The organism is Methylobacterium sp. 17Sr1-1 (assembly GCF_003173775.1).
GTDB lineage: Bacteria > Pseudomonadota > Alphaproteobacteria > Rhizobiales > Beijerinckiaceae > Methylobacterium.
This window is the reverse complement of sequence record NZ_CP029552.1, coordinates 490,161-503,369: the sequence shown is the minus strand read 5'-3', so window position 1 is coordinate 503,369 and position 13,209 is coordinate 490,161. Positions and strand designations below refer to the sequence as shown.

13 protein-coding genes are annotated in these 13,209 nt (G+C 70.8%); 10 read left to right on the top strand and 3 right to left on the bottom strand.

The window, feature by feature from the left end; translation table 11 throughout:
• The first annotated feature begins 109 nt into the window (after positions 1 to 109).
• Positions 110 to 1,051 carry a LysR family transcriptional regulator gene (locus tag DK412_RS02325; protein WP_109970629.1) on the top strand — a complete coding sequence of 314 codons (942 nt, stop codon included), beginning with the start codon at positions 110 to 112 and terminating at the stop codon, positions 1,049 to 1,051.
• Between the two features lie 28 nt (positions 1,052 to 1,079).
• Here DK412_RS02325 and DK412_RS02320 read toward each other — a convergent pair whose 3' ends face one another.
• On the bottom strand, positions 1,080 to 1,295 hold the full coding sequence (locus tag DK412_RS02320) for a hypothetical protein (protein ID WP_245447388.1): 216 nt from the start codon (positions 1,293 to 1,295) through the stop codon (positions 1,080 to 1,082).
• Positions 1,296 to 1,474: 179 nt separating this feature from the next.
• On the opposite strand from DK412_RS02320, the gene DK412_RS02315 reads away from it, so the two are divergent.
• A complete protein-coding gene (locus DK412_RS02315) occupies positions 1,475 to 2,965 on the top strand; it encodes a mannitol dehydrogenase family protein (RefSeq protein WP_109970628.1) in 1,491 nt (496 codons plus the stop codon).
• Positions 2,966 to 2,983: 18 nt separating this feature from the next.
• Here DK412_RS02315 and DK412_RS02310 read toward each other — a convergent pair whose 3' ends face one another.
• Positions 2,984 to 3,280, bottom strand: coding sequence for an addiction module antidote protein (locus DK412_RS02310; RefSeq protein ID WP_109970627.1), 297 nt, complete (start codon positions 3,278 to 3,280; stop codon positions 2,984 to 2,986).
• Positions 3,281 to 3,785: 505 nt separating this feature from the next.
• On the opposite strand from DK412_RS02310, the gene DK412_RS02305 reads away from it, so the two are divergent.
• The 6 genes from DK412_RS02305 to DK412_RS02280 all read left to right on the top strand — a co-directional run bounded on the left by DK412_RS02305 (position 3,786) and on the right by DK412_RS02280 (position 9,972).
• Positions 3,786 to 5,096, top strand: a complete 1,311-nt coding sequence (locus DK412_RS02305) for a sugar ABC transporter substrate-binding protein (RefSeq protein WP_348629366.1) — start codon at positions 3,786 to 3,788, stop codon at positions 5,094 to 5,096.
• A 362-nt stretch (positions 5,097 to 5,458) separates the two neighbouring features.
• Positions 5,459 to 6,349, top strand: a complete 891-nt coding sequence (locus tag DK412_RS02300) for a sugar ABC transporter permease (protein ID WP_109970626.1) — start codon at positions 5,459 to 5,461, stop codon at positions 6,347 to 6,349.
• Position 6,350: 1 nt separating this feature from the next.
• A complete protein-coding gene (locus tag DK412_RS02295; protein ID WP_245447387.1) occupies positions 6,351 to 7,169 on the top strand; it encodes a carbohydrate ABC transporter permease in 819 nt (272 codons plus the stop codon).
• An 11-nt stretch (positions 7,170 to 7,180) separates the two neighbouring features.
• The gene (gene ugpC, locus DK412_RS02290) at positions 7,181 to 8,284 is read left to right on the top strand and encodes a sn-glycerol-3-phosphate ABC transporter ATP-binding protein UgpC (protein ID WP_109970624.1); all 1,104 of its coding nucleotides are present in this window, start codon (positions 7,181 to 7,183) and stop codon (positions 8,282 to 8,284) included.
• Positions 8,285 to 8,399: 115 nt separating this feature from the next.
• A complete protein-coding gene (locus DK412_RS02285; RefSeq protein WP_109970623.1) occupies positions 8,400 to 9,356 on the top strand; it encodes a carbohydrate kinase in 957 nt (318 codons plus the stop codon).
• Positions 9,357 to 9,360: 4 nt separating this feature from the next.
• Positions 9,361 to 9,972 carry an FGGY family carbohydrate kinase gene (locus DK412_RS02280; protein WP_109970622.1) on the top strand — a complete coding sequence of 204 codons (612 nt, stop codon included), beginning with the start codon at positions 9,361 to 9,363 and terminating at the stop codon, positions 9,970 to 9,972.
• Between the two features lie 65 nt (positions 9,973 to 10,037).
• Here DK412_RS02280 and DK412_RS02275 read toward each other — a convergent pair whose 3' ends face one another.
• A complete protein-coding gene (locus tag DK412_RS02275; RefSeq protein WP_109970621.1) occupies positions 10,038 to 11,366 on the bottom strand; it encodes an MFS transporter in 1,329 nt (442 codons plus the stop codon).
• Between the two features lie 219 nt (positions 11,367 to 11,585).
• Here DK412_RS02275 and DK412_RS02270 point away from each other — a divergent pair, with 219 nt between their 5' ends.
• Together DK412_RS02270 and DK412_RS02265 are read left to right on the top strand one after the other, a co-directional pair.
• Positions 11,586 to 11,831 carry a hypothetical protein gene (locus tag DK412_RS02270; RefSeq protein WP_204165479.1) on the top strand — a complete coding sequence of 82 codons (246 nt, stop codon included), beginning with the start codon at positions 11,586 to 11,588 and terminating at the stop codon, positions 11,829 to 11,831.
• Positions 11,828 to 12,892 (top strand): DHH family phosphoesterase, encoded by a 1,065-nt coding sequence (locus DK412_RS02265; protein WP_109970620.1) that lies wholly within the window; start codon positions 11,828 to 11,830, stop codon positions 12,890 to 12,892. Before DK412_RS02270 ends, DK412_RS02265 begins: the two co-directional genes overlap by 4 nt.
• Positions 12,893 to 13,209 lie beyond the last annotated feature (317 nt).

Sequence of the window (13,209 nt, the reverse complement as noted above, 5' to 3'; positions counted from 1 at the left end):
CGGCGGGAGGGGCGCGGCCCGGGACCCGGGCTCGCGGCACCGCACTCCGCGGGCGGCGCTTCGATTAAGCCGGTTCCGTCGCGGGCGTAAGAGAGCTAAACCGGGACACATGGTTGCTGGATCGGAAACCTTCCGGGGCGCTCTCTCCGATGTGCGGGCGTTCTGCGCCGTCGTCGATCACGGAACTGTGACTCAGGCGGCGGAAGTTCTGGGGGAAACCAAGGGCAGCATCTCCCGCCGCATCTCGCGGCTGGAGCAGGAACTCGGTGTCACCCTGCTCGCGCGCACGCCACGGGCGGTCTCGCCGACGGTGGAGGGGCTGGCCTTCCACGCCAAGGCACAGGAGAGCCTCGGCCTCCTCGACGGCGCGCTGGAGACCGCACGCAACGCCCGCACCCTGCCGCGGGGCCACCTGCGGGTCACCACCTCGATCGATTTCGGCATCGAGGTGATGCCGGACCTCGTCGCGAGCTTCCGGGGCCTCTACCCGCAGGTCACGATCGACCTCCTCATCACCGACGCGCGGCTCGATCTCGCGGCGAACCGCATCGACCTCGCCTTGCGCCTCGGCAGCGGCGAGGGGCAGGATGGCGGCTACCGCGCGCCGGTCCTGGCGAACCTGATGATCGGCCTCTACGCGGCGCCCGCCTACCTCGCCGCCCGCGGGCGCCCTCAGACCCTCGACGATCTCGGCGCCCACGACCTGATCCTGTCGCGCGAGCGCCTGGGGGCGGCCCAGATGCGCCTCTCCGACGGGCAGGGCCGCGAGGCCCACGTCACCGCCCAGCCGGCGATCCGCGCCACCGACTACGCCACGGTGCTGCGCCTGACCCGGGCCGGCGCCGGTATCGGCCACATCCCGAGCCTGGTGGCGGCACGCGCCCTGAAGGAGGGCGCCCTGGTGCCGGTGCTGCCCGACTGGGCGAGCCGCGGCGGCGTGCTTCGCGCCGTCAGCCTCGCCGGCCGCGAATTGCCGGCCCGGGTGCGGCTGTTTCGCGACCATGTCCGCCTCGGCCTCGCGGCGATACGGGAGGAGGCGGGGTCGGGGTGAAGGCCCCTGCCCTCCCGGGCGGGCGTCGCTACGCTGCGATCCGGATCGTCGAGGCGATCTCGTCGACCTCGCTCGACAGGCCGCCATCCGCCGCCCGCAGGACGCGCCCCAGTTCGGCCAGGGCGACCCCGTCGGCGTGCACGCGCCGGACATCCCGGCCGAGGGCCCGGGCCAGAGGGCGGATGCCGCTTTCGGGCGAACGCCGGAGGTGGCGCAGGAGGTCGAGACGCTTCGGCGTCAGCACCGCACACAGGGCCTCCCAGCCCGGCTGTCCCTACGGCAGGATCGCACGTCGGGCGCCGCCCTGCACCAGCCCAACCGGGCCGGCACCGCCCGCGGGGGCCATCGACGCTACCGCGGCGGCACATTAATCAGGGGCCTTACGCCGGGCGCCATCGCCCGCCGCCACTCCGAGCGACGACCATGAGCGCTGACCGCGATCCCGTGCCCCTCCGCCGCGCCACGCTGGCCGCTCTCTCGCCGAGCGTGCGGGTGCCCGCCTACGACGTGGCGCGGGTGCGCGCGGGCATCGTCCATCTCGGCCTCGGAGGGTTTCACCGGGCGCACATGGCCCGCTACACCCACGACCTGATGGAGCGGGATCCGGACGCGCTCGCCTTCGGCATCCTCGGGGTCGGGCTGATGCCGGGCGACCGGCGGATGATCGACGCGCTGGCGCCGCAGGACGCGCTCTACACCCTCGTCGAGCGCGAGGGCACGGACGAGACCGTAACGGTGATCGGGTCGCTCGCCGGCGTCGCCTTCGCGGGCGAGACCAGTGCGGCTTTGCTCGACGCCATCGACGACCCGGCGATCCGCATCGTCAGCCTGACGGTGACCGAGAACGGCTACTGCCTCGACCCGGCGACGAAGCGGCTCAACCCCGACCACCCGCTGATCCGCGCCGACCTCTCCGCCCCCGAGCGGCCGAAGAGCGCCGTCGGCGTCATCGTCGAGGCCCTGCGGCGGCGTCGGACGGCACGGCACACGCCCTTCACGCCGCTCACCTGCGACAACATCCAGCACAACGGCGACGTCCTGCGCGACGCGGTGGTGACGCTGGCGCGCCTGCGCGATCCCTGCCTCGCCGACTGGATCGCCGCGGAGGTCGTCTTCCCCTCGACCATGGTCGACCGCATCACCCCGGTGACGGCGCCGGCCGACGTCGCGGGCCTCGCCGAGCGCCACGGTCTCTCCGATGCCTGGCCGGTCTTCAGCGAGACCTTCACTCAGTGGGTGATCGAGGACCGCTTCCCCGCCGGACGCCCGGCCTGGGAAACGGTCGGCGCGCAGTTCGTGGAGGACGTCGCGCCCTACGAGTTCATGAAGCTGCGGCTCCTCAACGGCAGCCATCTCGCGGTCTCGGGGCTGGGGCGGCTCGCCGGCTACGTCACGATCGACGAATCGATGGCCGATCCGCGCATCGCCGCCGTCATGACCGCGCTGATGGACCGGGAGACCGGCCCGACCGTGCCGCCGGTGCCGGGTATCGACCTAGCGGAATATAAGCGCACCCTGGTGGCGCGCTTCGCCAACCCGGCGATCCGCGACACGGTGGAGCGGGTCAACACCGACGCGCCGCTCAACGTGCTGGTCGATCCGATCCGCGGCCGGCTGGAGCAGGGCGGCAGCGTCGCGTTCCTGGCCTTGGCCCTGGCCGCCTGGCTGCGCCGGGTTCGCGGCGTGGACGAGCGCGGCGGCGTGATCGAGGTGCGCCACCCGATGGCGGCGCTCCTGCGCGAAAAGGCGATCGCGGGCGGCGCCGATCCGCGCCCGCTGCTCGGTATCCGCCCGCTCTTCGGCGAGCTCGGCGACGACCCGCGCCTCGTCGAGCCGGTGGCGGAGTGGCTCGGCATGCTCGACGGGAAGGGTATCCAGGCGACGCTCGACGAGGCGGCGCGGCGGGCGGCGTGACGCCGGCGGGGCGGTCCTTCAGGTTGCCCCGATGACTGGGGCGATGGTCAGCTTCAGCCCGAGCGCCTTGAGCATCGCCATCAGGGTCGTGAGCTGCGGGTTCCCCTTGTCGGACAGGGTGCGATAGAGAGTCTCCCGTGACAGCCCGGTCTCTCGGGCGACCTGAGCCATGCCTTGCGCCCGGGCGATGTCGCCGAGCGCGGCGGCGAGCAGTGCGGGATCGCCCTCCTCCAGGACGGCTTCCAGGTAGAGCGCCACGCGCTCCGGCGTGTCGAGGCTGTCGACAATGTCCCACGGGACGGTCTCGAGAGGCATGAGGTCACTCCTGCCCGGCGAGATGCTTCGCGGCGAGGATGCCTGTCCCTGACCAAACTCGCGGCAGCTCAAAACGAGGCGCGTCCCCCTCTCCCGTGTGGGAGAGGGGTTAGGGGTGAGGGTGGAGACGGTTCAGAACAGAACTCAACCGTTGAGCTGCCAGCACGACGCTCCCAGTTTTACATGGAAGCGTGTCACCCTCGCGCGATCTTCGATCGCCCCTACCTCTCTGCCACACCTTGCAGCGTTAGCGGGAAAGCCCGACACCGCCTGGAGAGGGGATCCCGCGCCAAATCTTCCAACCGACTGACAGAACCACACCGCGGATCTTCAACTTTCCGTAAAGCGGCATTCCCGACGCACGCGACAGCTCTTCGCAACCTTCGTGGACGACAACACCGCTGCGGCACCGCCCTCCCCGCTTGACGCCGTCCCGCCGGATGCTCACCAATCGTGCGCAACGGCGCCCCCACCCGGTGAGAGCGGCGCGACGGGAGGATACGACGTGAGACGGACGCACACCCTGCTGCTCGCCGGGGCCCTCCTCGCCGGCTCGCCGGCCCTGGCCGAGTCGACCCTGACCATTGCCACCGTCAACAACGGCGACATGGTGGTGATGCAGAAGCTGTCCTCGGCCTTCGAGACGGCGCATCCGGACATCAAGCTGCGCTGGGTGGTGCTGGAGGAGAACGTGCTGCGCCAGCGCGTCACCACCGACATCGCCACCAAGGCCGGCCAGTTCGACGTCCTGACCATCGGCAATTACGAGGTGCCGATCTGGGCGCGTCAGAACTGGCTCGAGCCGATGGATGGCCTGCCGGCCGATTACGACGCGGGTGACCTGCTCAAGACTGTCCGCGAGGGCGTGAGCCGTGACGGGAAGCTCTACGCGCTGCCGTTCTACGGCGAGAGCGCGATGACCTATTATCGCAAGGATCTGTTCGACAAGGCCGGCCTGACCATGCCGGAGGCGCCGACCTACGACGAGATCAAGGGCTTCGCGGCCAAGCTCACCGACAAGGCCAGCCAGACCTACGGCCTCTGCCTGCGCGGCAAGCCGGGCTGGGGCGAGAACATGGCCTACGTCACGACCCTCGTCGACACCTTCGGCGGCCAGTGGTTCGGCGAGGGCTGGAAGACCACGATCGACACGCCGGAATGGAAGCAGGCGCTGACCTACTACACCGACGTGCTCAAGAATTACGGCCCTCCCGGCGCGACCTCGAACGGCTTCAACGAGAACCTGGCGCTGTTCGCCAGCGGTCGCTGCGCGATGTGGATCGACTCGACCGTCGCGGCCGGCCTGCTCTACGATCCGAAGCAGTCGCAGGTCGCCGACAAGGTGGCCTTCGCGCCGATGCCGACCGGCACCTTCAAGGGCGGGCCGACCTGGCTGTGGAGCTGGAACCTCGGCATCCCGGCCTCCTCCAAGCAGAAGGACGCCGCCAAGACCTTCGTCGCCTGGGCGACCAGCAAGGCCTATGTCGCGATGGTGGCGCGTGAGAACGGCTGGGTCGCGGTGCCGCCGGGCACCCGCGAATCGACCTACACGTCGGCCGACTACCAGAAGGCCGCGCCCTTCGCGGGCTTCGTGCTGAAGGCGATCGACAGCGCCAATCCGAGCGGCCAGACCAGGAACCCGCGGCCCTATACGGGGGCACAGTTCGTGGCGATCCCCGAGTTCCAGGGCATCGGCACCCAGGTCGGCCAGACCGTGGCGGCGACGCTGACCGGCCAGCAGACGATCGACGCGGCGCTCAAGGCGGCCCAATCGGCGACTGAGCGGACGATGCGGCAGGCAGGGTATCCGAAGTAGAATTGAGCCGGGGTCCGCAAGACTGCATCGGGACGCGAATGGCGCGTCCCCCTCTCCCGTGTGGGAGAGGGGTTAGGGGTGAGGGTGGAGACGGTGCCGCAAATAGTCGGTACCGTTCCGCTGCCAGCACGACGTTCTCAGCTTTAGACTGAAGCGCGCCGCCCTCGCGCGATCTTCGATCGCCCCGACCCCTCTCCCACACCTTGGAGCGATACCGGGCGAGGATCTCTGGCAAGCCCGGCATCGCCTGGAGAGGGCATCCAGCGACTTTTCCTGCGGTGCAACGCCGTCCGTAAGACCTGCGACGACACCGGGGCCGCAAGCGACCCCGCCCCGACCCCCGCCGCGCGAGGCGACGCCGGATGTCCACCCCCACCACGGCCCCCACCAAGGGCCGCCGCTTCAACGGCCTGCCGCTCATCGGCCCCTCGGTCACCGTGCTGCTGATCTGGATGATCGTGCCGCTGGTGATGACCGTGTGGTTCTCGTTCCAGCGCTACAACCTGCTCGACCCGACGGTGACGGGCTTCGCCGGGTTCGACAATTACGAGTTCCTGGTCACCGATCCGGATTTCTGGGCCTCGCTCACCAACACGCTGCTCCTCGTCGGCTCGGTGCTGGTGATCACGGTGGTCGGCGGCACGCTGCTGGCGGTGCTGTTCGACCAGCCGTTCCCGGGCCGCGACGTCGCCCGGCTGTTCGCGATCGCGCCGTTCTTCGTCATGCCCACGGTCGCGGCGCTGATCTGGAAGAACCTGATGATGCATCCGATCTACGGCGTCTTCGGCGCCGTGGCTCGCGCCCTCGGCCTTCCCGCCATCGACTGGTTCGCCGATTACCCGCTGCTCTCGGTCATCCTGATCGTGTCGTGGGAATGGCTACCCTTCGCGCTCCTGATCCTGCTCACCGCCGTCCAGTCCCTCGACCGCGAGCAGCTGGAGGCCGCCCGCATGGACGGGGCCGGCGCACTGGCACAGTTCGTCTACATCGTGCTGCCGCATCTCTCGCGCGCGATCAGCGTGGTGGTGATGATCGAGACGATCTTCCTGCTCACCGTCTTCGCCGAGATCTACGTCACCACCGCGGGCGGGCCCGGGAACGCCACCACCAACCTCGCCTTCCTGATCTACGCCCGCGCGCTCCTGCAATACGATGTCGGCGGCGCCTCCGCCGGCGGCGTGGTGGCGATCATCCTCGCCAACATCGTGGCGTTCTTCCTCGTGCGCACCATCGCGCGCCGGCTGGAGGTGTGAGGTGGCGAAACGATCTCCCCTGAAGCGCGTCGGCATCGCGCTCCTCGGCTGGGGCGCGGCCTTCGTGCTGTTCTTCCCCCTCCTGTGGATGCTGCTCACCAGCCTCAAGAGCGAGCCGGAGGCGGTGACCCCCTCGCTCATCGTCGCGCCGACGCTCCAGAGCTACGGCGACGTGCTGGCCCGGGCCGATTACCTCGCCTTCGCGCTCAACTCGGTGCTGATCTCGGTCGGCGGCACGGTGCTGGCGCTGGCGCTCGCCATCCCGGCGGCCTACGTCATGGCCTTCCACCCGACGAAGCGCACCCGCTCGACGCTGTTGTGGATGCTCTCGACCAAGATGCTGCCCTCGGTCGGCGTGCTGGTGCCGATCTATCTCCTGTTCCGCACCCTCGGGCTCCTCGACAGTCGTATCGGCCTCATCATCGTCTACACGCTGATGAACCTGCCGATCGTGGTCTGGATGCTGTTCACCTTCTTCAAGGAGGTGCCGAACGACATCCTGGAGGCCGGGCGGATGGACGGGGCGCGCACCGGCGCCGAGGTCTGGCACCTGCTCCTGCCGCTGACCCTGCCGGGCGTCGCCTCGACGGGGCTGCTCTCGCTGATCCTGTGCTGGAACGAGGCGTTCTGGAGCCTCAACCTGACCTCGTCGGCGGCGGCCCCCCTGACCGCCTTCATCGCCTCGTTCTCGAGCCCACAAGGGCTGTTCTTCGCCAAGCTGTCCGCCGCCTCGACGGTGGCGGTGGCGCCGATCCTGGTCTTCGGCTGGCTGTCGCAGCGCCAGCTGGTGCGCGGCCTCACCTTCGGCGCCGTCAAGTAGGAGCCCTCACCATGGCTACCCTTCGCCTCCGCTCCTTGCGCAAGAGCTACGGCGACGCCGAGATCATCAAGGGCGTCGACCTCGACATCGCCGACCGCGAATTCGCGGTCTTCGTCGGCCCCTCGGGCTGCGGGAAGTCGACGCTGCTGCGAATGATCGCCGGCCTGGAAGAGATCACCGACGGCGACCTCTTCATCGACGGCAAGCGCATCAACGACGTCGGCCCGGCCGACCGCGGCCTCGCCATGGTGTTCCAGTCCTACGCGCTCTATCCGCACATGAGCGTGCGCGACAACATGGCCTTCGCCCTCAAGCTCGCCGGCGCCTCGAAGGCGGAGCGCGCCGCCAAGGTGGCGGAGGCCTCGCGCATCCTCCAGCTCGACGCCTATCTCGACCGCAAGCCGAAGGACCTGTCGGGCGGCCAGCGCCAGCGCGTCGCGATCGGGCGGGCGATCGTGCGCCATCCAAAAATCTTCCTGTTCGACGAGCCGCTCTCGAACCTCGACGCGGCACTCCGCGGCCAGATGCGGATCGAATTGGCGCGGCTCCACCGCGACCTCAACGCCACGATGATCTACGTCACCCACGACCAGGTCGAGGCGATGACGATGGCCGACAAGATCGTGGTGCTCCAGGCCGGGCGGATCGAGCAGGTCGGCTCGCCGCTCGAACTCTACCACCACCCGGCCAACCTGTTCGTCGCCGGCTTCATCGGCAGTCCGCGGATGAACCTGCTGCCGGTGCAGGTGAGTGCCGCCGATCCGGCCGGCGTGCGGGTCGCTCTGCCGGGCGGCGGCGAGGTGGTGGTGCCGGTGGAGGCCGGCCGCGCCGCGCCCGGCACGCGGGTGACCCTCGGCATCCGCCCGGAGGCGCTGAAGCCAAGCGCCGACGGGGCGCTCGCCGGCGAGGTGAGCCACGTCGAGCGGCTCGGTGGCCTGACGCTCGCCCATGTGGCGGTCGCCGACGGCGCCACGGTGGTGGCCCAGATCGAGGGCAGCGCAGCCGTGCGGACCGGCGAGGCGATCCGCCTGACGATCGATCCCTCGGCGACGCACCTGTTCGACGGCGAGGGCCGGGCCCTGCCGCACCGGGCGCGGCACCCGCTGGCGGCGTGACCTATAAGAGGCGTACGTCATCCATTAAGACGCTGGTTTCTCCTCTCCCCGCCCGCGGGGAGAGGGGGGCGCACAACCGGTTGCGCGAACTCACCTGCCGCCCGGAGAACCCTCCATGATCCTGGTCTGCGGCGAAGCCCTGATCGATCTCTTCGTCGAAACCGGACGCCCGGCTCCGGAGCGCGGCGGCCTGCCGGCTCTGGCGGTGGCGGGGGGCTCGCCGTTCAATCTCGCGATCGGCATCCGCCGGCTCGGGGCGGACAGCGCCTTCCTGGCCGGCCTGTCCTCGGATGCCTTCGGGCGGATGCTGGCTGACCGGCTGGCGGCGGAGGGCGTCGACCTCGCCTTCGCCAAGGAGAGCCGGCGGCCGACACCCCTCGCCATCGTCTCGACCGGCGCGGACGGGCACCCCGCCTACACCTTCCACGCCGAGGCTTGCGCGCATGCCGATCTCGGCCCCGCCGAGCTGCCGGCGGTCCTGCCGGATGCGGTGCGGGCGATCGCCATGGGGTCGTTCTCGCTGGTGGCGGAGCCGGTCGGCACCGCCTACGCGGCGCTGGCGAAGCGCGAGGCGCGGCGGCGGGTGATCAGCCTCGATCCCAACCTGCGCCTCGGCCTGATCCCGGATCTCGACCGCTGGCACGCGCGGTTCGGCGAACTCGTGGCGAACGCCGACATCGTCAAGCTCTCCGACGAGGACCTGCGGGCGGCCTACGGGACGCAAGCCGACGAAGCCTCCATCGCGCAGGACTGGCTCGACGCGGGGGTGGCGCTCGTCGTCGTCACCGCCGGGCCGGACGGGGCGCGGGCCTACCACGCCGCCGGGCCGGTCGCCGTCCCGGGCCGCCCGGTCACGGTGATCGACACGGTCGGCGCCGGCGACACCTTCCACGCCGCGTTGCTGGCCCGCCTCGACCGGGACGGGCGCCTCTCGCGCGACGCGCTTCTGAGCCTCGACGCCGAGGCCCTGCGGGACATCCTGTCCGAGGCGGTGGCGGCGGCCGGCATCACCTGCACCCGCCGCGGCGCCGACCTGCCGACCCGCGACGACCTCCTGTCGGTGCTGTCCTGAGCGTATCCGCCCGACGTATCTCGGTCTCGATCTCGGCACCTCCGGCCTCAAGGCCGTTCTGGTCGACGAGGCGCAAGCCGTCGTAGGGAGCGCCACCGCGCCGCTGACCGTCAGCCGGCCGCAGCCGGGCCGGAGCGAGCAGGACCCGGCGCAGTGGTGGAGCGCCCTGGAGCAGGTTCTCGACACCCTGAAGGGGCGCCACCCGGCGGAACTCGCCGCGGTGCGGGGCATCGGCCTGTCGGGCCAGCAGCACGGCGCGGTGCTCCTCGACGCCGGGGACCGGGTGCTGCGCCTCTGCATCCTGTGGAACGACACCCGGGCCAGCGCCGAGTGCGCCGCCCTGGAGGCGGCGTGGCCGGACCTGCGCCGGGTCGCCGGCAACATCGCCGTGCCGGGCTTCACCGCCCCGAAGCTGCTCTGGGTGCGCAGCCACGCGCCGGAGATCTTGTCGAGGACCGCCCGGGTCCTGCTGCCGAAGGCCTGGCTGCGCCTCGCGCTGACCGGCGAGGCGCCGGAGGCGGTCTGCACGCCGCCGGAGCGCGGCGCGACGGTACTGCCGGACCGGGGGCTGGCCGAGGCCTATGCCGCGCGCCTCGCGCGCTGTACCCGGCCTTGAAGGCGCTTGCCGGCTGAAGCCCGCGGGCGGGCGGACAGTGAGATCCGCCCGCCCGCGGCACCCGATCACTCCGCCGGCGCCGCCTTGCGGGCCGTCGCGTCCTCCAGGTCGCGGCTGACCTTGAGGGTCATCGCCACGAGGCCGCCCGCGAGGGTGACGGCGCCGAGCACGAGCAGGCCGGCAGTGAAGGTGCCGGTCAGGTCCTTGAGGTAGCCCATGACGTAGGGCCCGGCGAAGCCGGACAGGTTGCCGATCGAGTTGATCGCCGCGATGCCGGCGGCGGCCGAGCTGCCGGTGAGGAAGGCGCTCGGGATCGGCCACAGCAGCGGCGGGGTCGCCGAGACGCCGATCTGGCTGAGGCAGAGCAGCCCGAGGATCAGGACCGGGCTCGAGACCAGCCCCGCCCCGGCGACGCCGACCGCCGCGACGATCATGGCGAAGCAGACGTGCTCCCGGCGCTTCAGCGTGCGGTCCGAGCTGCGGCCCAGCAGCACCATGCCGACCGCCCCGAACACGAAGGGCAGCGCGGAGAGCAGGCCGGTCTGGAAGTTGCTGACCCCGAAACCCTTGACGATGGTCGGCAGGAAGAACGCCACGCCGTAGCTCGCCGCGTTGAGGCAGAAATACACGAACGAGCAAGCCAGCACCCGCGGGTCCGAGAGCGCCTTGCCGATGCTCATGTGCTCGACGGCGACCTTCTGCTTGCGCTCGGTCTCCAGGCGCGTCTCGAGCCAGGTCTTCTCGTCGGCTTGCAGCCAGGCCGCCTGGGCCGGGCGGTCGGTGAGGTAGAAGATGACGACGACCGACATCACGAGCGACGGCAGCGCCTCGAGGATGAACAGCCACTGCCAGCCCTCGAGTCCGCCCCCGGTGATGTTCAGGAGGGCGCCCGAGACCGGCGCGCCGACGATCGACGAGAACGGGATCGCCAGCATGAACATCGCCACGACGCGGGCGCGGTAGACCGACGGGAACCACAGCGTCAGGTAGAAGATGATGCCCGGGAAGAACCCGGCCTCGGCGATGCCGAGCAGGAAGCGCAGGATGTAGAACACATACTCGTTCGAGATCCCGGTCGCCCGCGAGATCGGCGAGATGAAGGCGAACAGGGCCGAGATGAGGCCCCAGCTGAACATGATGCGGGCGATCCAGAGCCGGGCGCCGAACTTGTCGAGGGCCAGGTTGGACGGCACTTCGAGCAGGAAGTAGGCGATGAAGAACAACCCGGCGCCGAAGCCGTAGGCGGCTTCCGACAGCCCGAGGGCCGCGTTCATCTGCAGCTTGGCGAAGCCGACATTGACCCGGTCGAGGTAGGCGACGAAGTAGCAAATGACCAGAAACGGCATCAGCCGCCACATGACCTTGCGGATGGTCCTGGTTTCGATCTCTTCCACGGTGAGTTTCCTGCCCTAAGGGTATTGTTGCCGAGCCGCGGCTCTGGAGGCTGTCTAGAGCATCACCCGATCGCGTTGCAATCGCTGATGCTCTAGCTGTTTGATTGTACCGTATTTTCCGCGACGAGGCGGCCCCCACCTGCTCGGACGAGGCCTGGGCCACCGGTGAGACAAGGGCGCCTGAGCCGAACCGCGGGCGCTTCCGCGTGTTGCCCCGGCATGACCGACACGCAAGCCCCCTCCGACCCGACCGTCCAGGCCCGCCGGCGCGAGATCGTCGCCGAGCACCTGCTGTTCACGACCCTCCGCTTCCTCGCCGGGCGGCACCCGGACCTGCTCGACGCCCTCGACGACAGCGTCGGCCATCTCGGCGGTCCGGGCGGCGGCGCGACGCAGGACGACGAGGCCGTGCGCGAGATCGCGCGCCGGTTCGTCGCCAGCCTCCGGGCCGAAGCGCGGCCGTGACCGCCGTCACCGGTTTCACCGAGACCCTGGACCGGTTCGGTGCCGGCACGCCGGTGGTTTTGTGCCACGACGATGCCGACGGGCTCTCGGCCGGGGCGCTCCTCTCCCGCGCCCTCGCGCGGACCCCCCGCAGCCCGGCGCGGGTGCGGGTGATCGGGCGCGGCGAGAGCGCCTGGTCCGACGCGGTCCGGGCCGAGCTCGCCGCCGGTCCGCCGGTCGCGGGCCTCGTCGTCACCGATCTCGGCGTGCAGGCGGAGCCGATCCTGCCCGGGGTGCCGACGCTCCTCGTCGATCACCACGTGCCGCGCAGCGAGCCCGGCCCGGAGGTCGCGACCGTCATCAGCGGCTACGGCGCGGAGCCGACGCCGACCTCGAGCCTCCTCGCCCACGCTTGCACCGCTGCCCTGCTCGGCGAGGCGGAGGCCGAGGCGCTGGTCTGGCTCGCCGCCCTCGGGGCGGTGGGCGATCTCGGGGAGCGCGCGAGCGCGGCGCAGTTCCCCGACGTGATGGCGGGTGCGCGGCGATTCGGCACCCTCAAGGCGCTGCGCGAGGCCGTGAGCCTGGTGAACGCCCCGCGCCGCTCCCGCCGCGGCGACGCCGCGCCCGCCCTGCGCCTGCTGCTGCGGGCGGACGGGCCGGAGGCCGTCGTCTCCGACACCTCGCCCGACGGCGAGGCGCTGCGGCAAGCCCGCGCCGAGGTCAAGGATGCCCTCGACGCCGCCCGCACGGTACCGCCGCTCTTCGCCGGCCCGGTGGCGCTGATCCGCTGCGACTCGCCCTGCCAGATCCACCCGCTCGTCGCCCAGTCCTGGACCCACCGCCTGCGCCGGCAGGTGGTGATCGGCGCCAATGCGGGGTTTCGCGAGGGCTTCGTCCACTTCGCCGCCCGCAGCGCCGCGGTGCCCGACCTGATCGCCTTCCTGCAGGAGCGCGCCCCGCCGCTCGGTCCCGACGATCAGTTCGCGCAAGGCCACCGGCGCGCCACGGGCGGGCAGGTGACGCGGGAGACCTGGAACCACTTCGTCGCCGGGCTCGGCTTCGGGCCCGGCGCCGCCGCGTGAGGCTGGCGGACCCTCCGCCCCTTTCCCTGTTGCGCTCCGGGCGGAGGCGGGCCACAGAGGCTTTGCGGTCAGCACCCGTAGCTCAGCCGGATAGAGCGCTGCCCTCCGAAGATTGAGGACGAGTAGAGCCGGTGCCCGATCGACATCATGACCCACGGGTGACTTAGCGCTTTATAAGCTCTGCTTGAGTTCTTGAAAGCGTGCCCGCGGCACAAATGGGCCGCATCGGGTCACGGAGAGCGATCCGGGCGCTCAGAGCTTGAGCGCGCAGCCGCCAGGGTCATCGAACGAGCCTGATCGAGCCGCTCCCCGGCTTG